Origin of the sequence: Streptomyces rhizosphaerihabitans, assembly GCF_025399795.1 — a bacterium.
Classification (GTDB): Bacteria; Actinomycetota; Actinomycetes; order Streptomycetales; family Streptomycetaceae; genus Streptomyces; species Streptomyces rhizosphaerihabitans.
In genome coordinates, this window is record NZ_JAODTZ010000006.1 from 114,522 (window position 1) to 135,817 (window position 21,296).

The 21,296-nt window shown below is 71.2% G+C and carries 19 protein-coding genes; 4 read left to right on the forward strand and 15 right to left on the reverse strand.

Annotation, left to right across the window (positions count from 1 at the left end; translation table 11 throughout):
- Position 1 precedes the first annotated feature (1 nt).
- The 12 genes from N4G66_RS08185 to N4G66_RS08240 form a co-directional block, all read right to left on the reverse strand.
- Entirely contained in the window at positions 2-1,159 is a 1,158-nt protein-coding gene (locus N4G66_RS08185) for a pectinesterase family protein (protein ID WP_261703311.1), read from the reverse strand.
- 2 nt (positions 1,160-1,161) lie between these two features.
- Complete coding sequence (locus N4G66_RS08190; RefSeq protein ID WP_261703312.1) at positions 1,162-2,514, reverse strand: pectate lyase family protein; 1,353 nt, start codon at positions 2,512-2,514, stop codon at positions 1,162-1,164.
- A gap of 89 nt (positions 2,515-2,603) precedes the next feature.
- Positions 2,604-3,398 (reverse strand): rhamnogalacturonan acetylesterase, encoded by a 795-nt coding sequence (locus N4G66_RS08195; RefSeq protein WP_261703313.1) that lies wholly within the window; start codon positions 3,396-3,398, stop codon positions 2,604-2,606.
- A gap of 120 nt (positions 3,399-3,518) precedes the next feature.
- Positions 3,519-4,844 carry an ABC transporter substrate-binding protein gene (locus N4G66_RS08200; RefSeq protein ID WP_261703455.1) on the reverse strand — a complete coding sequence of 442 codons (1,326 nt, stop codon included), beginning with the start codon at positions 4,842-4,844 and terminating at the stop codon, positions 3,519-3,521.
- Between the two features lie 265 nt (positions 4,845-5,109).
- A complete protein-coding gene (locus tag N4G66_RS08205) occupies positions 5,110-6,675 on the reverse strand; it encodes a glycoside hydrolase family 43 protein (protein ID WP_261703314.1) in 1,566 nt (521 codons plus the stop codon).
- Positions 6,675-7,517, reverse strand: a complete 843-nt coding sequence (locus N4G66_RS08210) for a DUF6807 domain-containing protein (RefSeq protein WP_261703315.1) — start codon at positions 7,515-7,517, stop codon at positions 6,675-6,677. Before N4G66_RS08210 ends, N4G66_RS08205 begins: the two co-directional genes overlap by 1 nt.
- A complete protein-coding gene (locus tag N4G66_RS08215) occupies positions 7,514-8,779 on the reverse strand; it encodes a Gfo/Idh/MocA family protein (protein WP_261703316.1) in 1,266 nt (421 codons plus the stop codon). The genes N4G66_RS08210 and N4G66_RS08215 overlap by 4 nt, the downstream gene beginning before the upstream one ends.
- Complete coding sequence (locus N4G66_RS08220) at positions 8,776-9,678, reverse strand: carbohydrate ABC transporter permease (protein ID WP_261703317.1); 903 nt, start codon at positions 9,676-9,678, stop codon at positions 8,776-8,778. Before N4G66_RS08220 ends, N4G66_RS08215 begins: the two co-directional genes overlap by 4 nt.
- Positions 9,675-10,610, reverse strand: coding sequence for a carbohydrate ABC transporter permease (locus N4G66_RS08225; protein ID WP_261703318.1), 936 nt, complete (start codon positions 10,608-10,610; stop codon positions 9,675-9,677). The genes N4G66_RS08220 and N4G66_RS08225 overlap by 4 nt, the downstream gene beginning before the upstream one ends.
- Positions 10,611-10,708: 98 nt before the next feature.
- Positions 10,709-12,439 carry an L-arabinonate dehydratase gene (gene araD, locus N4G66_RS08230; RefSeq protein WP_261703319.1) on the reverse strand — a complete coding sequence of 577 codons (1,731 nt, stop codon included), beginning with the start codon at positions 12,437-12,439 and terminating at the stop codon, positions 10,709-10,711.
- Positions 12,427-13,335 carry a dihydrodipicolinate synthase family protein gene (locus tag N4G66_RS08235; RefSeq protein ID WP_261703320.1) on the reverse strand — a complete coding sequence of 303 codons (909 nt, stop codon included), beginning with the start codon at positions 13,333-13,335 and terminating at the stop codon, positions 12,427-12,429. The genes araD and N4G66_RS08235 overlap by 13 nt, the downstream gene beginning before the upstream one ends.
- Positions 13,332-13,988, reverse strand: a complete 657-nt coding sequence (locus N4G66_RS08240) for a GntR family transcriptional regulator (protein WP_261703321.1) — start codon at positions 13,986-13,988, stop codon at positions 13,332-13,334. The genes N4G66_RS08235 and N4G66_RS08240 overlap by 4 nt, the downstream gene beginning before the upstream one ends.
- 245 nt (positions 13,989-14,233) lie before the next feature.
- Between N4G66_RS08240 and N4G66_RS08245 the strand changes: the two genes are divergently transcribed.
- On the forward strand, positions 14,234-14,395 hold the full coding sequence (locus tag N4G66_RS08245) for a hypothetical protein (RefSeq protein ID WP_261703322.1): 162 nt from the start codon (positions 14,234-14,236) through the stop codon (positions 14,393-14,395).
- Between the two features lie 94 nt (positions 14,396-14,489).
- Here the strand turns inward: N4G66_RS08245 and N4G66_RS08250 are convergent, their stop codons facing one another.
- On the reverse strand, positions 14,490-15,077 hold the full coding sequence (locus tag N4G66_RS08250; RefSeq protein ID WP_261703323.1) for a TIGR03086 family metal-binding protein: 588 nt from the start codon (positions 15,075-15,077) through the stop codon (positions 14,490-14,492).
- 271 nt (positions 15,078-15,348) lie between these two features.
- Between N4G66_RS08250 and N4G66_RS08255 the strand changes: the two genes are divergently transcribed.
- Together N4G66_RS08255 and N4G66_RS08260 are read left to right on the forward strand one after the other, a co-directional pair.
- Complete coding sequence (locus N4G66_RS08255; RefSeq protein WP_261703324.1) at positions 15,349-16,524, forward strand: serine hydrolase domain-containing protein; 1,176 nt, start codon at positions 15,349-15,351, stop codon at positions 16,522-16,524.
- 139 nt (positions 16,525-16,663) lie between these two features.
- Positions 16,664-17,860: an MFS transporter gene (locus N4G66_RS08260; protein ID WP_261703325.1), complete on the forward strand. Its 1,197-nt coding sequence runs from the start codon at positions 16,664-16,666 to the stop codon at positions 17,858-17,860.
- Between the two features lie 56 nt (positions 17,861-17,916).
- On the opposite strand, the gene N4G66_RS08265 is transcribed toward N4G66_RS08260, so the two are convergent.
- Entirely contained in the window at positions 17,917-19,092 is a 1,176-nt protein-coding gene (locus N4G66_RS08265; protein WP_261703326.1) for a hypothetical protein, read from the reverse strand.
- Positions 19,089-20,030, reverse strand: coding sequence for a 5-dehydro-4-deoxyglucarate dehydratase (locus N4G66_RS08270; RefSeq protein ID WP_261703327.1), 942 nt, complete (start codon positions 20,028-20,030; stop codon positions 19,089-19,091). Before N4G66_RS08270 ends, N4G66_RS08265 begins: the two co-directional genes overlap by 4 nt.
- A gap of 289 nt (positions 20,031-20,319) precedes the next feature.
- Here N4G66_RS08270 and N4G66_RS08275 point away from each other — a divergent pair, with 289 nt between their 5' ends.
- Positions 20,320-21,129 carry an NAD-dependent epimerase/dehydratase family protein gene (locus N4G66_RS08275; protein WP_261703328.1) on the forward strand — a complete coding sequence of 270 codons (810 nt, stop codon included), beginning with the start codon at positions 20,320-20,322 and terminating at the stop codon, positions 21,127-21,129.
- Positions 21,130-21,296: the final 167 nt, after the last annotated feature.

Sequence of the window (21,296 nt, forward strand, 5' to 3'; positions counted from 1 at the left end):
CTCAGCACCCCCTCCCCGGCGTCCAGTCGCCGAGGTACGCCTCACGGGTCGCCGACCGGGCTTCCTCGTCGGTGAGCTGGGGCCGGTTCTCCGGGACGGTGATCACCGCGCCGGGGCCCGTGTTGCGGTACTCGGCGAAGCGCTGGCTCTGCCACGGATAGGCGGCGGACATGTTCGTATAGGGCGCGACCGCGTCGATTCCGCTGTCCAGGCGGGTGTCGCGCACGGTCAGCATGGGCCGGGCGGTGAGGTCCGAGCCGGGCACCCAGGGGCGGGCCAGCTTGTAGTACGCGTCCGGCGCCGCGCTGCTGATCCGGCTGCGGGTGACCAGGTATCCGCGCGGGTCGGCGACGGCCGTGGACGGCGCGAAGACGAAGCCGTACGGGGCGGCGGCCAGGTCCGTGCGGTTCAGGGTGCGGAAGTGGCAGTACTCGAAGACCGCCGTGGCCCGCCCGAAGACGAAGTCCACGTCTCCCTCGACGTAGCAGTCCCGGTAGTACTGCCGGGCGAAGGTGCCGAGGGCGAACGAGTCGGCGTACAGCGTGTCCTGGTGGCCGAGGAACCGGCACCGGTGGAACGCCGAGCGGTCGCCCTGGACCTTGATGGCCACGGCCTGGGTGCTGGTGATCCCGGGATGGTCGGCGCGCAGCCAGTCGTTGGCGAAGGTGACCGAGCGGGCCGTGAAACCGTCGGTACGCACGGTGGTCGTCGCGGACCCGGTGGTGCCGTAGGTGCCCGAACCATCGGGCTTGGGCGTGCCGTTGGCGTTGTCGTACACGACGACGACCTCGCGCGGGTCGTCGGAGGCGCCGATCCAGGTCATCTCGGACCCCGCAGCGCCGGGCAGGCCGGTCGCGGGGTCGACCGCTCCGACCGAGACCGTCTCGCGGTACACGCCGGGCGCGATGACCAGGGTGTATCCGGCGCCGGTCGCGGCGGTCGCGGCGGCCTGCACCGTGGTGTGGTCGCCGAGGCCGCCGGGGTGGACGTACAGCGTCTTCGCGTCGAGCCGCGCGGACGGCGAACCATGGCGTCCGAAGGGCGGATGCCCGGTGGGCGGGCGCCCGGTGGCACGGGCGGGGGCCGCGAGCCCGAGCGCCAGTGCGGCTCCGGTGCTCGCGGCGACGAACGCCCTTCTGCTGACGGGGTGTCCGGCCATGGTCAGCAGATCTTTCCGGCGCCCGCGCGGTGGTCGACGATGCCGGGAACGGCCCTCGGCGGGTCGATCTCCGTCCGCAAGGCCGGTGTCCATCCGGCGCCGGACTGGAGCGTCTCGGCGGGGATCTCCGCGTTGTGCACGGCGATCAGATCGGTCAGCCGGCCGTTGACGTAGTTGTCGGCGGCGGTCAGCGGCGCCTCCTTCCACTTCTTGAGGACCAGGGCGGCGCTGACCGAGTCCGGCAGAGTGAACGCGTTGTGTTCGGCGACGAGTTGGGACTCCATCCCGATGCCGTAGCTGTAGCTGTAGCTGTACGTGGAGTCGGCCACGAAGTGGTTGTTGTAGGAGTCCACTTGTCCGAAGCGCACGCGCGGGGCGCGCTCGACGAGACCGGTGAACAGGTTGTGGTGGAGGGTGACCTTCAGGTGGCCGCGGTCCACGGCGGCGGTGGACGCGCTGTCGCTGTTGCCGATCAGGATGGTCTTGTCGTGGTCGGCGAAGACGTTCCAGGAGGCGGTCACGTAGTCGGCGCCCTTGACGATGTCCAGTTCGCCGTCGTGCTGTTCGTAGATCCGGCCGTAGTACGTGGGCAGCGAACTGTCCGGGTGGTCGCCGTCGGTGAACGTGTTGTGGTCGAGCCAGACGTGCGTGGCTCCGTAGATGACCGCGCTGTCGTACTCGGAGTTCCAGTTGCCGGTGTCGCCGTCGGTGGGGTCCCACTGCGGGAAGCAGTCGAGGGGGCTCTCGAAGGAGAGGTTCCGGACGATGACGTTGTCGACGTCCTTGATCTGGAGGCTGGCGCCCTTGAAGCCCGCGTTCCGGCCGATGCCGACGATGGTGGTGTCGGCGGGGACGTACGCCTTGATGGCGGTGTCCTGGTTGGCGGCGGAGGCGGCGCGCAGATCCTCCTGCTCGCCGCTGACCACCTGGTCGTAGCCCCACACGGCGGGGTCGTAGTCGGCCAGGTACCGGGCGAAGTCGTAGCCGGGCGCCGCGAAGGAGTCGCAGCCCTCGGCGTTGGCGTCGATCGTGCCCCTGACCTTGATGATCTTCGGTGCGGTGCCACCTGCGGCGAGCGCGGCCTTGAACTCCGCCCAGGTCGTGACAGTGCTGACCTGCGCGGCTCCGGCGGCCGAACCGCCGGTGGTGCCGGTCCCCGCGGACGCCCAGCCGTCGTTCGCGGCGAGCGTCTGCCGGCCGAGCTCGCGGGGCCCGGCCTCGGCGGTGGTGCCGGTGACGGCGAGCACGAGGGCGGTGCAGCCGATCAGCACGCCCGCTCTCCGCGCGGCGGTCGCGCTCCATGCGGTGGTCACGCCCCAGGCTGTGGCATGCGCATGCCATTTCTGTGTGTTCATTGTGCGGCTCTCGCTTTCCTTCGACTCAAGGACTCAGGGGTTCAAGGACTCAGGGGGCCAGGTACTCAAGGCTTCAGGTACTCAGGGCTTCAGGCGGTGGGCCAGGTGATCCAGGACTCGGGTATCTCCGCGTCGAGGCGGCGTACGTCCCGGGGCATGAGCACCCGGCGGTGCAGCAGCCCGGCCGCGACGAGACGGGCCACGGCGATGGCACCGGGCGGGTTGAAGTGCGTGTTGTCCTGTTCGGTCGCGGTCCAGTTGAAGTACTTCTTCGTCTCCTCGACGCCGAGCCGCTGCCACAGGGCGATCGAGCGGGCCTGGATGTCGAGGAGCGCCACGTGCTCGTCCGCGGCGAGCGCGCGCATCGACGCCGGGTAGTCGCCGTGCGTCGGCACGGCGTTGCCGTCCGCGTCGAACTTTCTGCGCTCCACCGGGGTGGCGAGCACCGGCCGGGCGCCCCGGTCCCGCGCGCCCGCGATGTACTGCCGCAGACAGTCCTGGAACGTCGTCCACGGCTCGGTGTAGCGCGTCGGGTCGGCGGTCTTCTCGTCGTTGTGCCCGAACTGGACGAGCAGGAGGTCGCCGGGCCGGATCACGTCGAGGATCGCGCCGAGGCGCCCCTCGTCGATGAAGCTCTTCGAACTACGGCCGTTCACCGCATGGTTGGCGACCGCGACGTTCTCGTGGAGGAAGAACGGGAGGGCCATGCCCCACCCGGTCTCGGGTGCGGCGTCGGCGTACTTCTGGGCCGCGGTGGAGTCGCCGGCGATATAGAGGGTGCGCGGCCGGCGGTGCGGGCCGGCGGACGCGGGGCCCGCCGCGGCGACGGCGAGGGGTAAGGCGGCCACGGCCGCCGAGGTGACCTGTCTGCGCGTGAGGGACACGAGCGTGTGCCTTTCGACAGAGGTTTCAACGGAGGTTCAACGGAGGTTTCGACGCGGGCTTCGACAGGGGTGCGTGGCCGCGCCGTGGCCGGCCACGGCGCGGCCACGGCGCGCACCGGACTAGTGGTGGGCCTTCCAGTCCGCCTGCGCCTTGTTCAGCTGGTCGGCGAGCGTGTCCAGGAAGTCCTTCGCGCTCATCTTGCCGAGCAGCACCTTCTGGAAGTTCGGCTCGTTGTCGGCCTTGGAGATGGTGTTCCAGTCGGGCAGGTAGTACGGCATCTGCACGATCTTGGTGCCGGTTCCGTTCAGCGCCTCGGCGGCGAGCTCGGTCGGCTCGGCCTGCTGGATCCACGCGTCCTTGGCGGCGTCGGTGTTCGCCGGTACCTGGCCCGCGGACTCGTTGAACTTGGAGTTCTCCGCGGCCGAGACGGCGAACTCGATGAACTTCCAGGCGGCCGCTTTGTTCTTGCCGGACTTGAACAGGCTCAGCCCGTCCACCGGGTTGGAGATCTGTACGCGCGTGCCGTCGTCCTGCGTGGGGTTCGGGATGCCACGGAACTTGCCGGTGCCGAGCGCCTTCAGGTGGTCCTGGTAGGAGCCGAGGTTGTGGCTCAGCATGCCGATGCTGCCGCTGTCCCACTGCGCGACCATCTTGGTGAAGTCGTTGTTGACGTCGGCGGACGGGGTGGCCTTCTTGTACAGGGCGACGTACTTCGCCAGGGCCGCCACGTTCTTCGGGTCGTTGACGGTGGTCCTGTCGCCGTTCCAGAACGAGGTGATGCCGCTCTGGCCGTACGTCGCGTCCAGCGCCGGGGCGATGGAGCCCTCGCCGCCGCGGATGGTGAAGCCGAACTTGTTCTTGCCCTTGTCGGTGAGCTTCGCGGCGGCGTCGTAGAACTTCGACCAGGAGGTCGGCGCGTCCAGGCCCGCCGCCTTGAACAGGTCGGTGCGGTACCAGAGCGTGCCGTTGTTGGCGGAGGTCGGCACCTGGTACAGCGTGTCCCCGCCGCCCGCGGCCCGGCTGACGTCGAGCAGGTTCTGGCTCAGCCTGCCCTGCAGCGAGCTCTTCTCGATCCGGCTGTCCAGCGACTCCAGGGCTCCCTGGACGGCGACCTCGGCGAGCATCGCGGTGCCCACGCCGCCGACGTCGGGCAGGCCGCCGCCCTGGATGGCGGTGTCGTACTTGGACTGGGCACTGGCCGCCGGAATACCGACGTACTTGACCTTGATGTCCGGGTACTTCTTCTCGAAGTCGGCGATGATCTGCTTCCAGATGTCGGTGCGGACACCGCCGTTGTTGTCCCAGAAGGTGATCTCGCCCTTGCCGGAACCCTCGGTGCCCTTGTCCCCCGCGCTGCCGCTGCCGTTGTCACCACAGGCGGTGACGGTCAGCGCGAGCACGGAACCGAGGGCGACGGCCACGGCCGCGCGCCTGCCGCCACGCATGCCGGTCTTCGGTGAACCGGAGTTCAGCGGGCCGGACTTCGGCGCACCGGTCCCGAGTGGGCTGTACTTGAGTGGGCTTCTCTTCATCGCTCGGCTCTCTTCTTCTGGATCCAACGGGGTGGTGGGGTCGGTGAGGTGCCCTCGGAGATCGGCAACCGGCTGCTTCCGGAAGGGACGCGCCCTTCCTCCCTCGTCCGGTAAGCGCTTGCTAAGGGGGTGCGTCATTGCGGCTCCCAACGGGCGGACGTACGACGGGCAGTGACCCTCAGGGGGTCGCGGCGACACGAAAACGGGTGAACGAGGCGGCGCCGGCGTGACCCCCGCCGGGCGGCGCGAGCGCGAACAGGCCGAGCAGGGCGCCGACCCAGCGCCAGGGCGTGGCGGCGAAGACCTGCCCCGAGGGCTGCCGGCCGCCACCGACGTCGTAGGAGAAGCGGCAGCGGGCCCCCGCGCCGATCTCGATCCACACCCGGGCCCGTCCGTCGGGCGCGAGCCGCGCGGGTGCGGCGTCGCGCTCGCCCTCGCACTGCCCCGAACGTGCGGCGGGTGCCTCCCCGGCGACCCGCTCGGCGAACCGGTGTACGAGCCGCACCGACCCGTCCGGCTCACGCTGGAGCCCGATCCAGCCGAACGCGTCCCCGAGCACCACGAGCCCGGCCCGCGCCCCGGGCTCCTCGCTGTCGAGGCACAGGTCGACCTGGACGGTGGCGGCCGCACCCGGCATCCGCTGGGTGAGGACATGGGGCAGTCTGCGCAGGTCGTGCGCGTTCGCCGTACGGACACAGCTCAGCCGGAGTCCGTCGCCGGAGTGCTGGGTGGCCCAGCCGTCCTGGGGGTTGGCGGTCCACTGCCACTGGCGCCCGAAGCGGCCGCCGGGGAAGTCGTCGTCGGTGGCGGGCGCGGACGGCGGCTGGGCCGGCAGCCGAGGCTTCCGGTGTACGGCGACGGGGGCACCCCGGTCTCCGAGCACCGGCCAGCCGTCCGCGGCCCAGCGCATCGGCTGGAGGTGGACCACCCGCCCGTAGGGACCGCGCTGCTGGAAGTGCGCGAACCAGTCCTCGCCCGCCGCCGTGCGCACCCAGCCGCCCTGGTGCGGGCCGTTGACCCGGGTGTTCCCCTGTTCCAGCACCACCCGCTCCTCGTAGGGCCCGAAGAAGCCGCGTGAGCGGAAGGCGCCCTGCCAACCGGTCTCGACTCCCCCGGCGGGCGCGAAGATCCAGAACCAGCCGTCGTGCCGGTAGGCCTTGGGGCCTTCGAGGGTGAACCAACCGGGAATCAGGTCGGCGTCGACGATCACCTTCCCCTCGTCGAGCAGCCCGGTGCCGTCGGGGCGCATCCGGTGTCCGGTGAGCCGGTTCTTCACTCCCGAACGGGACTTGGCCCAGGCGTGCACGAGATACGCCTCGCCGCTCTCCTCGTCCCACAAGGGGCAGGGATCGATGAGCCCCTTGCCCTCCTTCACCAGTTGCGGCCGGGTCCAAGGGCCCCTGATCTGAGGGGCGTTGACCTGGAAGATGCCGTGGTCGGGGTCGCCCCAGAAGATCCAGAAACGGTCGTCGTGGTGGCGCAGCGAGGGCGCCCACACACCGCCGTCGGGCCGGGGAGTCCTGAACTCGCGGGCGGGTTCCAGGCGTTGGAGAGCGTGTCCGACGAGCGTCCAGTTGACCAGGTCCCGGGAGTGCAGCAGGGGCAGACCGGGGGCGCGGCCGAAGCTGGAGGCGGTGAGGTAGAAGTCGTCGCCGACGCGCAGCAGATCGGGGTCGGACCAGTCGGCGTCGAGGACGGGGTTGCGGTAGGTGCCGTCACCCAGGTCGGCGGAGGGCAGGGCCATCAGGGGCTCACCGCCTTGCGGACCAGCGCGGCGGCCCCGCTCCGGTCGAGGGTGCCGTCGGCGACGACGGTGACGACCCGGCGTACGAGCGTGCCGCCCGCCTCGACGGTGAGCCGCTTCTCGTGGGCGAGGGAGGAACCGACGCCCGGGTACTGGGCGGTGCGGACGAACCACGGGTCGCGGCGCGTCGCATCGGTCGCCCCGGCGAGGACGAGCGTCCAGCCGTCGCCGGCGAGGGCGAGCCAGTCGGCGGTGCGTGCGTGGACCGCCTCCTCGCCCTCGGCGTCGGCGGTGAACACGCGCGGGGCGTCCGGTTCCTTGCGGGCGCGCCAGAAGAAGCCGCCGTACGCCGCGCCCGGCCGTCCGTTGGTGGCCGGGCTGCCGAGGGAGAGCCCGTGCGCGGTGACGTTCGTGAGCGAGAAGGTGAAGTCCAGCGCCCAGGCGGAGTCGGTGAGTCCGGCAGCCGCGACCGTACGGCGTTCGCGCAGGAGTTCGATGCCTGCGGCCATCCAGCGCAGCTCCTCCACGAAGCCGTCCGGGTCGCGCAGCTGGAAGGCGGTGTGCCGCTGGGCGCCGTGGTTGTCGAGCTCGGTCGGCCCCTGGTCGCGGACGTAGGTGCGACCGCCCCAGAAGTTGTACCCCTCGACGTCGGGTACGGCTACACCGACGCCGAGGTGGTGTGCGTGGTCGGCCGGACTGAGCTCGGTGACGGCCGTGCCGGCCAGGGTGGTGACGGGGTGCAGATACGGGCGCGGGGAGAGCCGGGCCGGCAGTGCGGGACGGGTGACGTAGCGGCCGACGGGACGGCCGCCGATCCGCAGGACCAGCGAGTCGTTGTTCACGCGGTGCTCACCTCTTTCGGGAGCGCCCAGGAGGCGCCCAGCTCGGAGTAGAGGGCGAGGGTGTCGGCGGCCGCCGCGACGAATCCGTCGATGCCGCGCACCACGCGGCGCCGTTCGCCGGGAAGCTGTTCCCAGGCGTCCGGGGGCAGCGCGATCGGGTCGGGTGCCTGCCGGATCGCTTCGACGACTTTCATGAAGGCGCCCGTCGACTCGGGCGGGACCAGCAGTTCGTCGCCGCCGCTCAGATGCTCGACGAGGTTCTCCAGCAGGTCCGTACGGCCGTACTCGATCTCCTCGGGGCCGCGCCCGGACCGCTGCACGAGGACGCGGTCCTGCTTGTACCAGAAGGTGATCCGGCCGCCGGTGCCGTGCACCAGGACATACGGTTCGCCGGGGTGTTCGGCGCAGAGTGTCGCGGCGACCGTGATCCGGCCCCCGGTGGTCGTGACCCGCACGCACGAGGTGTCGTCGGACTCGATGTCGTTGGCGCGCAGCAGCTCGGTCCGGATGCCGGTGACGTCCTCGCCGCGGGTCGAACCGGCCAGCGCGAGTGCCGTGGCGACGATGTGGGCCAGCGGGTTCGTCAGGACGCCGTCGACCACGTCCACGCCGTTCAGCCGGCGCTTTCCCGCCCAGGGCGCGCGCCGGTAGTACGCCTCGTCGCGCGCCCAGGCGCCTGCCCCGCCGATGCCGGTCACCCGGCCGAGCGCGCCCTCGGTGATGAGTTTCCTGACGGCGGGCACGGCGTGCGAGCCGAGCGACTGGAAGCCGATCTGGCAGACCACTCCGGCCGCCGCGACCCCGTCGGCCATCCTCCGGAACTCGGCGTAGGAGGGCGCGGGCGGCTTCTCCAGGAGCAGGTGGACGCCCTTGCGCGCGGCGGTCAGCGCGAGGTCGGTGTGGGTGGGGATGGGGGTGCAGATCACCGCGACGGCGGCGCCGGTCGAGTCGAGGAGGGCCCCGAAGTCGGCGGACTGCTCGACATGCCGCCCGCCCAGCTCCTCCTCGGTGAGCGGGGTCAGCTCGCAGACCCCGACGAGGCGCACGAGGCCCTTGTCCTGGAGACGGCGGATGTTGTCCAGGTGCCAGCGGCCGTGGCCCCGGGCGCCCGCGAGGACGACGGGCAGCGGGAGTGCGGGGGCCGTCGTGTTCGCCGGGGCGGCGGGCGCGGTCCGCGGACCGGTGTGCGCCGAATCTCCGGCCGGCGCGGTCCGCGGGCCGTCCGCGCGGCGGGCGCCGCCCTGCTGCGAGATGGTGGTCATCCCTTCACCGCCCCGGCGCTGAATCCGGTGATCAGCCATTTCTGGATGAAGGCGAAGACGACGACCACGGGAACGGCGGCGATGATGCCGCCCGCGGCGAGCGCGCCCAGGTCGACGCTGTCCGAGCTCATCAGGGTGTTGAGGCCGACCGGGATGGTCTGCTTGCTCTGGTCGCTGAGGAACATCAGGGCGAACAGGAAATGGTTCCAGGCGTGTACGAAGGCGAAGGAGCCGACGGCGATCAACCCGGGCCGCAGCAGCGGAAGGACGACGATCCGGAAGGCGTCGAAGCGGTTGCAGCCGTCGACCCAGGCGGCCTCTTCGAGGGAGTACGGCACGTTCCTGATGAACCCGCTGATCAGGATCATCGACAGCGGCAGCTGGAAGACCGTCTCGGCGATGATGACGCTGGCCAGCGAGTTGATCATCCGGAGCTCGGCGAAGATCTGGAAGAGCGGGACCAGGAGCAGCGCGCCCGGCACGAACTGCGAGCAGAGCAGCGCCAGCATGAAGCCGCGCTTGATCCTGAAGTCGAAGCGGGCGAGCGCGTAGCCGCCGGCGAGCGCGACGAGCGTGGTCATCACCAGGGTGGCGACGGCGATGAGGACGCTGTTCTGGAAGTAGATCCCGAAACTGCGTTCGGTCCAGACCTTGTCGAAGTGTTCGAGGGTCATGGGCCAGGGCACGAGCGAGGTCGACCCGGCCGGGCGCAGCGCGAAGAGCAGGATCCAGTAGAAGGGGATCAGGGTGAAGAGCAGGTAGATGCCGAGGGGGAGGTAGATGTGCCATCGCGGGACCTCGTCCCAGGCACGGTGCTTCTTCCGTTCGCGGGGGCGGGGTACCTCGACGGGCGGGGCGGGTGCGGCCGGGGCGATCGTCCCGGCGTCCTTGGTGATCACTTGTCCCCGCCTCCGAACTTGCTCAGCCGCAGATAGACGATCGAGCAGAACAGCAGAATCACGAACGCGACCGTGGTGAGGGCCGACGCGTAGCCGAAGTTGTGGGCGTCGACACTGGTGTTGGCGATGTAGAGCGGGAGGGTCGTCGTCTCGCCCGCGGGTCCGCCGCCGGTCAGGGTGTAGAGCAGGTCGACGTTGTTGAACTCCCACACCGCGCGCAGCAGCGTGGAGAGGATGATCGCGTCCTTGAGGTGCGGCAGCGTGATGTGCAGGAACTGCCGGACACGGCTCGCTCCGTCGACCTCGGCGGCCTCGTACAGGTCCTTGGAGACGGACTGGAGGTCGGCGAGGATCAGGATCGCGAAGAAGGGGACCCCGCGCCACAGGTCGGCGACCACGGCAGCCGAGAAGACGGTGGAGGTGTCCGACAGCCAGCTCGTCCCGTACGAGCCGATGCCGGCGTCGGCGAGGTAACGGGTGATGCCCGTCTGGGAGTTGTAGAGCAGCACCCAGATGGCCGAGGTCAGCACCCCGGAGACGGCCCACGGCGAGAAGACCAGTGCGCGCCCGAACGCCCGCCCGGCGAAGGTCTGGTTGACGATCAGCGCGAGCGCCAGGCCGAACAGGAGCTGGAGGCCCACCTCGACGACGACCCACTTCGCGCTGAAGGTCAGCGTGTCCCAGAACTGGGGGTCCTGGGTGAAAGCGTGCGTGAAGTTGCCGACGCCCGCGTAGCCGTTGCGCCACGGTTTGGTGGGGTTGTAGTTCTGCAGGCTGTAGTAGAAGACGCTGATGACGGGGTAGGCGATGAAGCCCAGCATCAGCAGCGCCGCGGGGGCGATCAGCAGATACGGAAGCCTGCGCGGGGTCGCGGAAGCACGGCGCCGCCGGGGTGGCGCGGGCGGTTTCGCCACGGCTGCGGCTTGGGCCATGACTGTTCTCCGTTCGCAGTGGGGCAAGTACAACGGGTACAGGAAGCGCTTGCTACGACCACATGGGTCGAGCACTTCCACATGCGGGTGCGGGGGCCTCAGCCCGCGTACGGGTCCGGCACCTGGCCCGGCCGGGCCAGGAACGCGAAGTCGCACCCGGTGTCGGCCTGGGTGATCTGCTCGTTGTAGAGCGCGCCGTAGCCGCGCTCGTACCGGACGGGCGGCGGAGTCCAGTCGGCCCGCCTGCGCTCCAGCTCCGTGTCGTCCACGTTGAGCTGGAGTGACCGTGCCTCGACGTCGAGGGTGATCGTGTCCCCGCTCCGCACGAGGGCGAGCGGGCCGCCGACGTACGACTCGGGCGCCACGTGCAGCACGCAGGCGCCGTAACTGGTGCCGCTCATCCGGGCGTCGGAGATCCGCACCATGTCCCGGACGCCCCGCTTCAGCAGGTGGTCGGGGATGGGCAGCATCCCGTACTCGGGCATTCCCGGGCCGCCCTTGGGACCGGAGCCCCGCAGCACGAGAACGCTGTCCGCGGTGATACCGAGCGAGGGGTCGTTGATGGTCCGCTGCATGGTGCGGTAGTCGTCGAAGACGACTGCGGGACCGGTGTGCTTGAGCAGGTGCGGCTCGGCGGCGATGTGCTTGATGACGGCGCCGTCGGGGCAGAGGTTGCCGCGCAGGACGGCCACTCCGCCCTCGGCCGCGACCGGGTTCTGCCGGGTGCGGATGACGTCGTCGTTGTGCACCCGGGCGTTCGCCAACTGCTCGCGCAGGGTGTCGTGGGACACGGTGGGCCGGTCCAGGTGCAGCAGATCGGTGATCCGCGACAGGAACCCGGGCAGACCGCCGGCGAAGTGGAAGTCCTCCATGAGGTACGTCCGTCCACCGGGCCGGACGTTGGCGAGAACCGGCACGGTCCGGGCGATCCGGTCGAAGTCGTCGAGCGTGAGGGTGACACCGGCGCGTCCGGCCATGGCGATCAGATGGATCACGGCGTTCGTCGAACCGCCGAGACCGAGCACGGTCGTCACCGCGTCCGTGAAGGCCTCCGCGGTGAGGATGTCGGACAACGTCCGGTCCTTGTGGACGAGTTCGACGATCCTGAGCCCCGCCGCGGCGGCCATCCGGTCGTGTCCGGAGTCGACGGCGGGGATGCTCGACGCGCCGGGCACGGTGACGCCGAGCGCCTCGGCGGCGGCCGTGAGCGTGGACGCCGTGCCCATCGTCATGCAGTGCCCCGGCGACCGGGCCAGCCCGCTCTCCAGCTCGGTCAGCTCGCAGTCCCCGATGAGACCTGCGCGCTTGTCGTCCCAGTACTTCCACATGTCGGTACCGGAGCCGAGGACCTCGTTGCGCCAGTGGCCAGGGAGCATCGGCCCGGCGGGCACGAAGACGGTCGGCAGATCGACCGAGGCGGCCCCCATCAGCAGCGCGGGCGTGGTCTTGTCGCAGCCGCCCATCAGCACGGCCCCGTCCACCGGATACGACCGCAGCAGTTCCTCGGTCTCCATCGCGAGCAGATTGCGGTAGAGCATCGGGGTCGGCTTCTGGAAGGTCTCGCTCAGCGTGGACACCGGGAATTCGAGCGGGAAACCGCCGGCCTGCCACACGCCCCGCTTCACGGCCTGGGCGCGGTCGCGCAGGTGCACATGGCACGGGTTGATGTCGGACCAGGTGTTCAGGATCGCGATGACCGGTTTGCCCAGGTGCTCCTCGGGGAGGTAGCCGAGCTGCCGGGTTCTGGCCCGGTGGCTGAACGAACGCAGCCCGTCGGTGCCGTACCACTGATGGCTTCTGAGGTCCTCGGGCCGTTTCACAGGGACCATCCGGCGGCTATGGCGGCGACCTCGGAACGCTCGCCCGCGGGCAGCGGCCTGCTCGGCGGGCGGACGTCACGGCGGCACAGGCCGAGCGAGGACAGGGCCTCCTTGACCACGGTGACGTTGTTCGCGGAGGCGTTGGCGGCGCGCAGTTCCTCGAAACGGCGGATCTGCTCCCAGACCTTCATCGCGGCCGGGTAGTCGCCGGACCGGAGCGCTTCGATCATGTTCAGCGAGACGGCCGGGGCGACGTTCACCAGGCCCGAGGTGAAGCCGGTGGCGCCGGCCGAGAAGTACGAGGGAGCGTACGGCTCGGCGAGTCCGGCCACCCACACGAACCGTTCGAGCCCGGCGTCGCGTGCGAAGGACGCGAAGCGCGCCGCGTCGGGCACGGCGTACTTCACACCGATGACGTTCGGACAGGCGTCCGCGAGTTCCGCGAGCCGCGCACCCGCGAGCACCGGATTGCGGATGTACGGCACGACGCCCAGCTCCGGCACGGCCTCCGCGATGGCCCGGTGGTAGTCGACCCAGCCGCTCTCCGAGACATAGGGATGTACGGGCTGATGGACCATCACCATCGGTGCGCCGAGGGCACGGGCGTGCCGGGCGGAGGCGACGGCGGTCGGCACGTCGTGTCCGACGCCGACGAGGACGACCGCGCGGTCGCCGGCCTCCTCGACGGTCAACTCGGTGACGGTCCGGCGCTCTTCGGGAGTGAGGGCGTAGAACTCGCCGGTGTTGCCGTTGGGGGTGAGGGTGCGGACGCCGCCGTCGATCAGCCGGCGCAGCAGGGCCCGGTGGGCGTCCCGGTCGATCGTGCCGTCCTCGGCGAACGGGGTCACCGGGATCGCCACGACCTCGGCGAGTGCCGCCCGCTGGGTCTCGAACGTCGCTGTCATTCCTGTCCGTCCTCTTCCTGGCCCTGGGGGAAGGCCCGTTGCACGAACGACGCGATATGCGCGTGCAGCGCTCCGGCCGCGCCGTCGGCGTCACCGTCGAGGGCGAGCCGCAGGATCTCCCGATGCTCGCTCGCCTCCCGTTCCCAGGAGGGATCGGACGCCCAGGCGACCGCCGAGACGAGGGCCGCCTGGTCGCGCACCTCGTCGAGCATCCGGCCGAGCAGCGGATTGCCGCAGGGGACGTACAGGGCGCGGTGGAACTCCCGGTTGGCCAGGGACCGTTCGGCGGTGTCGGCGGCGTCGTCGGCTCGGGTGAGCGCTTCACGGGCGGCGTCGAGGGAGGCTCCGCGGCGCACCACCCGTCGCAGCGCCTCGGGTTCGAGGAGCAGCCGTACGTCGTACACCTCGCGCGCCATGTCCGCGTCCACCATGCGTACCGTGACGCCCTTGTACTGGTTCATCACGACGAGCCCGGTACCGGCCAGGGTCTTGAGCGCCTCGCGCACGGGGGTCTTGGACACCCCGAACTGTGCGGCGAGGTCGGTCTCGACCAGGGCCTGTCCCGGGGTCAACTGCCCGGTGAGGATGCGGTGTTTGATCCCTTCCAGCACGAACTGCGTGCGGGACGGGATCGGGGTGGGCACAGAGGTCATGCGCGCCTCTCCGGTCTCACGGCTCGGATCACGGGATCCGGGCATCGACCGTGGACATCGATCCCGGATCTCGCATATCGCGTCTCATATATGACGTACGAAGTACGACGCGTTGAAGGTAGGAGCGCGACCGTGTTTCGTCAACGCTTCCGGCAAAGGAAGTTGATGTGACGCGCGGGGTGCGAAGCACCGGACGACCTGGGTCCCGCCCTCGGGGGGAGACACGTCGAGCGTTCGCTTTCGCGATGCCGGTCGAGGTCGGTCCGGCAAGGGCACGGGCAGGTGCCGACGGCGCGTTCGGCAAGGACCTGGCAGGGCAGAACGGGGGCGTACGGGCCCCGGAGCGCAAGATCGGGCTGCCCGCACACACGCTCGGGCTGCCCTCGTACGCGACGGGCAGCCCGTAGAGCCTCGGTTTCCGGGTCGCACACCTGGCGCCGGATCCGTGTGCTTCCGTGATTCAGCAAAGGCGGATCACGGCTCTTTGCTTTCTGCTCCCCCCTACGGCTTCCAGCCTGGGTCGCGGCCGCTGAGGCCGATCACGCGGTCGAAGAGCGGTGCGTCGTCGGGTACCGGGACGGCGGGCCCGAAGATGCCCCCGCCCCGGGTCGGGTCCTCGGCCACGGCACCGAGGAACCCGTACGACGCCTGCAGGGCGGCGGCATCGGGCGCGTACTCCTGGCCGGTGGCCCGCGCGAGGTCCCAGCCGTGCACCACCAGTTCGTCGGCGGCGACGGCCGCCGCGACCGCACCCGGCAGCGGCACTCCGCCCGCCCGGGTCATGCCGGTCCAGGCGGCCGGGTCCCGCCAGGCGTCGGCGAGTTCGTCGAGCGCCTTCGGCAGGGTCTCGCGCCAGCCGAGCCCGATGTCGGGCAGGGCGGAGTCCGGGCTCGTGTCGGTCGTCGCGCCCAGGTCCTTGCGCGCGGCGTCGCGGAAGGCGACGGACAGTCCGGCCAGGTGCCCCAGGATGTTGCGCACCGCGTAGTCCGGACACGGGGTCGCCCCGTCGAGCCGATCGTCCGTGACCGCGTCCGCGAGACGCGCCACGATCAGGGCCTGCGGCCCCAGGTCGAAAGTCTGGCCGGTCATCCGATTCTCCTCAGAACTCATGTCCACTTCAGGGGGAAGCCTGTGGGGGCACGCCCGTCGGGGCACGCCCATGGGATAGACCCCGTCCGCACACGAAATTCATCGGTTCCCCGCCCCCGGGCCCCCGCACCAGGACAGCCGGACGGCCCGACGCCGGACGACCCGATGCCGGACGGCCCGCTCCTCCGTATGCAGCAGCGGCGGAGGCGAGTCGATCACCCGGGGCCGAAGCTGGGCGTGCCCCGGCCCCCGCCCGACTCGGGAGAACTCCATGCCACTGCCTCGCCGCCCCCGACTGCGTCCGTCCCTCGGCGCCCTGCTGGCCGCCGCCTGTCTGACCGGTGTCGTGTCCGCACCGGCCGACGCCGGCTCCGGCTCCACGGACCGCGACCACGACCGCGCGCTGCAGAAGCAGCTCGAGGAGCTCGTGCGCAGCCCCGGCGGCCCACCCGGTGCCATCGCCGTCCTGCGCCGCGAGGGCGAGTCCCGCATCGTGCGCGCCGGAGTCGCCGACATCGACAGCGGCCGTCCGATCGAACCGAACGACCACACGCGGATCGCCAGTACGGCGAAGGCGTTCAGCGGTGCCGTGGCGCTGGGCCTGGTGGACCGGGGCACGCTCTCCCTCGGCGACACCATCGGCCGTCGGCTGCCGTCCCTGCCGCGGAAGTGGCACGCCGTGACGCTGCGCCAGTTGCTGAACCACACGAGCGGGCTGCCGGACTACACCCGGAGTCCCGAGTTCCTGGAGATCCTCACCGCCGACCCCCGTCACCACTTCGACTCGCGCCGGCTGCTCGACTACGTGGCCGGCGAGCCCCTGCTGTTCCGGCCGGGATCGCAGTACAAGTATTCGAACTCCGACAACATCGCGGTCGCGTTGATGGCCGAGGCGGCGACCGGCAAGCGCTACGAGCAGTTGCTGCGCGAGCTCGTGTACCGGCCGCTCCACCTGCGCGACACGAGCCTCCCGCAGGGCTACGAGATGCCCGAGCCGTACATGCACGGCTACGACGTCCAGCCGCCGAACCCCCCGGAGGACATCAGCGAGGTGCTCAGCGCGTCGGGCGTGTGGGCGTCGGGCGGGATCATCTCGACTCCGGCGGACCTGACCCGCTTCATCCGCGGCTACGCGGGCGGCGCCCTGATCTCCGAGGCCACCCTGCGCGAGCAGCGCCGCTGGATCGACGGGGCCTCGGAGCCGGCGGGACCCGGCGAGAACAAGGCGGGAGCGGCGATCTTCCGCTACTCCACCCGCTGCGGAGTGGTCCTCGGCCACACGGGCAACTTCCCGGGCTACACACAGCTGATCGCCGCCACACCCGACGGCCGGCGGTCCCTGACCGTCTCGCTCACCACCCAGGTGAACGAGGCGACCAAGCCGGAACTGCTGAAGGAGCTGCGCAAGGTCGAGGAGAACTTCGTCTGCGCGCTGCTGAAGAACTGAGGGACCCCGGGGTGAGGAGGCGCCACCGTCCGTGCGGCGAGCGGCTGAGCCGTCGTCCGCCGACGGGCCTCGGCAGTGCCCGTGTCTAAGGCAGTTGCCCGATCCTCTCGATCCCGCCTTAGAACCATGATCACCTGCCATGGCATGGACAGTGATGAGGGTTCTGGGCGATCGCAACGCCGGTCTGTATCTGACCGGAGTGGTCGTCTCCGGTTTCGGGACGTCGGCGATGTGGCTGGCCTCGGGCATCTGGGTCAAGGATCTGACGGGCTCGAACGGTCTGGCGGCGCTCTGCGCCCTCGCCCTCTGGGCCCCCACGCTGATCGGCCCCGTCCTGGGCACCCTCGCCGACCGGACCCGCCGCCGCCCCCTGCTCATCGGGACGAATCTGGTCCTGGCCGCGCTCCTGCCCGTCCTGTTCACCGTGGACGGGCAGGGCCGCCTGTGGATCCTGTTCGCGGTGCTCCTGGTCTACGGCACGGCGGGGGTGATCGAGGACGCAGCCGAGACCGCGCTGCTGGCCGGCGCGATCGACGAGCGTCTCCTCGGCGACCTCAACGGCCTGCGCATGACGGCCAACGAGGGCATGAAACTGGTGGCCCCGCTCGCCGGGGCAGGTCTCTACGCCGCGTACGGCGGCGCGCGGGTGGCGCTCCTGGACGCGGTGACCTTCGTGCTGGCGGCGGGGGTGTACGCGCTGCTGAGAGTCCGCGAGACCACGCCGGTCCGGACGTCCGCCGGGAGCCTGCGCACCCGCACCGCGGAAGGCGTACGCCACCTCCGGCAAAACCCCCGACTCCGGGTCCTGGTCCTGGCCGGCGGTACGACCATGCTCTTCGGGGGGATCAACGGCGCGACGGTCTACGCCGTGGCCGAGGGGCTGGGCCGGTCCCCCACGTACGTCGGCGTCCTGTACGTCGCCCAGGGCGCCGGGTCGGTCGGCGTCGGGCTGGTGTCCGGGACGCTGCTGCGGCGGCTGGGCGAACGGCGCTTCGCCGCCTGCGGCATCGCGCTGACCGCCGTCGCGGTCGCCCTCCGGGCGGTTCCCCTCGATCCGGTGGCCCTGGTCTCCAGCACGGCCGTGGGGGCCGGGCTGCCCTGCGTGCTCATCGCCACGTACACCGTGGTCCAGCGCGAGACCCCGGCCGACCTGCTGGGCCGCACCTCCGCCACCGTGAACACGCTGCTGTACGCCCCGAACGCCGTCGGGCTGGCCCTCGGGGCGGGGCTCGTCGAACTGGTCGACTACCGGGTCCTGCTGCCCGCGCTGGGCCTGATCCGGCTGGTGACCCTGAGCCCTCTTCTGCGGACCGCCCCCGCGCCGGTGGTGGACTGACGAGGCGCTGGACCGTCGCGCCCGAGGGGCTGGACCGTCGCGCCCGCTGGGCTGGACTACAGCCCCGCCAACACCCCCCGTACCGCCTCCAGATCGGCGTCCGAGGCCAGCCCCGCGTGATACAGCCGCAGTTCCGTCGCGCCCAGCTCGACCGCGCGCGCCGCGTCCGCCGCCAGGGTGTCCGGCCGGCCTCCCATCCCGGACACCACGGTGAAGTTGGCGGCCAGGACCCGCCCCTTCGCACCCGTCCGCACCGCCTCCGCGAACGGGGTCAGCGGCCCGGCGCCCGCGGTGCACGGCACGACCACCCCGTCGGCCACGGACAGGATGTGCCGGGGGTCGACCCCGGCGTTGGCACCGCAATGGAAGGAGACGGGGTCGGCGTGCAGCAGCACCTGGAACCCCGCCGGTGCGGCGGAGCGGACGGCCGAGACCGTGTCCTCCTGGAGCGAGCGGGCCACCCCGTCGCGCCATCGGCGGGTGGCCGCGGCGGTCTCCGCCCCGAGCAGCTTCTCGACACCGGCCCAGTCCCCGTCGGACGGCGCTCCCCGCCACACCGGCTCCAGAGCGCCGCGCACGAAGGACGCCAACTCCTCGGCGTCGAGGCCCTGTCGGTCGTATCCGTCCGCGCACGTGGCACAGAAGCAGAGCGACATCAGGTACTGCCCGGCGTCCCCGAGCGCCACCCCGCCGATCTTGTCGTGGGCGTGCAGATGGGCGAGCCCGTACCAGCCGAGCGACTCCAGTTCCGTACCGGTCGCGCCGGGCCTGACCGCGGCCTCCACCGCGAGGTCGGCCAGGTAGGCGCGCGTGGCGGGCTGGGCCACGCAAGGGGCCCAGGGGTAGCGGTCCCCGTAGGCGTTGACGACGGAGGTCGCCGGATGTTCCTCGCCCATACGGGAGTTGTGCGCGAGCACGACCCAGGTGTGGACGTCGAGCCCGGCCTCGGCGAGCGCGGCGGCGGCCTCGCCGTACGCGTCGCCGGGCGCCCAGTCGCCCGCCGGGTACGGGCGAAGGGCACGCCCCCGCCACCGGGCCTCGTCCACCGGGTGGAGCACGGCGGCGTGCGAGGCCGTGACGATCCGGTGCCGGGGGTGGCGGGGCGTCGCCGCGCGCGTGGAGTGGTAGGCGGAGGCGAGCGTCACCTGGCGGACGCCGAGGCCGGCGGTCCTGGCGGCGGCCTCCGGGTCCCCGTTGACGTCCCAGGGGTACAGGAACGCGGACGTTCTCACATGTCCTCCTCAAGGAGCGCGTACCCGCGGTCGATCAGCTGCGCGAGCTGCTTGACATGGTCCTCGGCCGGTTCGTTCAGCGGTGGCCGCACCTCGCCGACGTCCAGTCCGCGCAGCCGGACGCCCGCCTTGACGAGGGCGACCGCGTAGCCGCGTCCCTGCGCGCGCAGGTCGACGAAGGGCCGGTAGAAGCCGTCCAGCAGCCGGTTCACCGTCGTGTCGTCCCCGGTGTTCAGCGCCCGGTGGAAGGCCAGCGCGATCTCGGGGGCGAAGCAGAAGACCGCCGAGGAGTAGAGCGTGATCCCCAGCCCCCGGTAGGCGAGTCCGGTCAGTTCGGCCGTCGGCAGGCCGTTGAAGTAGAGGAAGTCGCCGGGTACCTCGCTGCGTACGGCGCTGACGATCCGCTGCATCAGGTCCAGGTCGCCGAGGCCGTCCTTGAAGCCGATGATCCCCTCGGTGCGGGCGAGTTCGACCACGCTCCGGGGGGTGAAGACGGCGTTGTCGCGCTGGTAGACGATGACGTCCAGGGAGGTGGCCGCGGCGATCTCCCGGTAGTGCCGCAGCAGGCCCTCCTGTCCGGCCGTCACGAGATACGGCGGCATGGCGAGCAGCCCGTCGGCCCCGGCGGCCTCCGCGAGGCGCGCATAGCGCACCGCGAGGGCGGTCCCGTATCCGGCGCCCGCGACCACCGGCACCCGTCCCGCGGCCGCCTCCACGGCCGCCCCTACGCACGCCTCGAACTCCTCGGGCACGAGCGCGTGGAACTCGCCGGTGCCGCAGCAGGCGAAGACCGCCGCGGCTCCGGCCTCGACGCCGCGCCGCACATGCTCCCGGTAGACGTCGAGATCGACGGTGCCGTCGGGACCGTACGCGGTGACAGGGAAGAAGAGCGGCCCGCTGGGGATGCTCAGCCGAGCGGCAAGAGGGGCTGACGTCACGGACTCTCCCTTAAAAGGTGCCCACCGAGTGCACGTTTCTGATCCATGTCCATATCTCTGAACGCGCCCACGCTAAGCCGCCACCTCGGGGCCGGTCAAGCACACAAACCCGCAACACGAAGGCGGATTTCCCCCCTCCGCGCGACACTTGACGCAGCACGTCAGCCATCCTTAGCGTGTCCATGGATGTGAATGTCATACACGAATACGGCCGCCTGGCAGAGCCGCCGCCGACCGTCCGGCGGAGCCTCCGCCCTGACATGCCGGCCCGCACCGAGGAGACCCCCGTATGCCCGCTCCCCGCACCGTTCTGCTCACCGGCGCCGCCGGCGGACTCGGCACCCTGATGCGCGGGCTGCTGCCGGAGTACGGCTACGAGCTGCGCCTGCTCGACGTGCTGCCCGTCGAGGGCGAGCCGGACGCGATCACCGCGGACCTCGCCGACCGGGCGGCGCTGCGCGAGGCCGTGCGGGGCGTCGACGCGATCATCCACCTCGCGGGCATCTCCCTGGAAGCCTCCTTCGACAAGATCCTCAAGGCCAACATCGAGGGGACGTACAACCTGTACGAGGCGGCGCGCGAGGAGGGAGTACGCCGTGTCGTCTTCGCCTCCTCCAACCACGCGGTGGGCTTCACCCCGCGCCCGCGGGGTGACGACCCCCTGATCCCCGTCGACACCCCGCGCCGCCCGGACACCTTCTACGGCCTCTCCAAGTCGTTCGGCGAGGACCTGGCGCAGTTCTACTGGGACAAGCACGGCCTGGAGACCGTCTCGGTGCGCATCGGGTCCTGCTTCGCGGAGCCCACCAGCGTGCGCATGCTCTCGGTGTGGATGAGCCCCGAGGACGGCGCCCGCCTCTTCCACGCGGCTCTGACCGCGAAGGACGTGGGGCACACGGTCGTCTACGGCTCGTCCGCCAACACCCGTCTGTGGTGGGACCTTTCGACCGCCCGCGCCCTCGGCTACGAACCGCGTGACGACTCCGAGCCGTACGCCGAGAAGATCGTCGCCGAACAGGGCGACCTCGACCCCGGAAACCCTGACCACGCCCACCTGGGCGGCCACTTCACGACACACCCGCCGATCTGGCCGTACTGACGCGGCGGACGGAAGGGAAACGGCGGGCGGGCACCGAACGGGCCCGCCCGCTCCCGCGTTCGGGCACGGACCCTGCCCGATCCCACCTCCTCACCCGCTCCGCCCCAGGTCCGCCGCGGGCGGCCACGGCACCGAACGGGCCCAGCCGGGCAGCATCGGGCCCGCAA

Excerpts from the sequence above, each read along its gene's own strand:
- N4G66_RS08185 (WP_261703311.1), bottom strand. The coding sequence starts at position 1,159 with ATGGCCGGACACCCCGTCAGCAGAAGGGCGTTCGTCGCCGCGAGCACC.
- N4G66_RS08190 (WP_261703312.1), bottom strand. The coding sequence starts at position 2,514 with ATGAACACACAGAAATGGCATGCGCATGCCACAGCCTGGGGCGTGACC.
- N4G66_RS08200 (WP_261703455.1), bottom strand. The coding sequence starts at position 4,844 with ATGCGTGGCGGCAGGCGCGCGGCCGTGGCCGTCGCCCTCGGTTCCGTG.
- N4G66_RS08205 (WP_261703314.1), bottom strand. The coding sequence starts at position 6,675 with ATGGCCCTGCCCTCCGCCGACCTGGGTGACGGCACCTACCGCAACCCC.
- N4G66_RS08215 (WP_261703316.1), bottom strand. The coding sequence starts at position 8,779 with ATGACCACCATCTCGCAGCAGGGCGGCGCCCGCCGCGCGGACGGCCCG.
- N4G66_RS08225 (WP_261703318.1), bottom strand. The coding sequence starts at position 10,610 with ATGGCCCAAGCCGCAGCCGTGGCGAAACCGCCCGCGCCACCCCGGCGG.
- araD (WP_261703319.1), bottom strand. The coding sequence starts at position 12,439 with ATGGTCCCTGTGAAACGGCCCGAGGACCTCAGAAGCCATCAGTGGTAC.
- N4G66_RS08235 (WP_261703320.1), bottom strand. The coding sequence starts at position 13,335 with ATGACAGCGACGTTCGAGACCCAGCGGGCGGCACTCGCCGAGGTCGTG.
- N4G66_RS08240 (WP_261703321.1), bottom strand. The coding sequence starts at position 13,988 with ATGACCTCTGTGCCCACCCCGATCCCGTCCCGCACGCAGTTCGTGCTG.
- N4G66_RS08245 (WP_261703322.1), top strand. The coding sequence starts at position 14,234 with ATGCCGGTCGAGGTCGGTCCGGCAAGGGCACGGGCAGGTGCCGACGGC.
- N4G66_RS08250 (WP_261703323.1), bottom strand. The coding sequence starts at position 15,077 with ATGACCGGCCAGACTTTCGACCTGGGGCCGCAGGCCCTGATCGTGGCG.
- N4G66_RS08255 (WP_261703324.1), top strand. The coding sequence starts at position 15,349 with ATGCCACTGCCTCGCCGCCCCCGACTGCGTCCGTCCCTCGGCGCCCTG.
- N4G66_RS08260 (WP_261703325.1), top strand. The coding sequence starts at position 16,664 with ATGGCATGGACAGTGATGAGGGTTCTGGGCGATCGCAACGCCGGTCTG.
- N4G66_RS08275 (WP_261703328.1), top strand. The coding sequence starts at position 20,320 with ATGCCCGCTCCCCGCACCGTTCTGCTCACCGGCGCCGCCGGCGGACTC.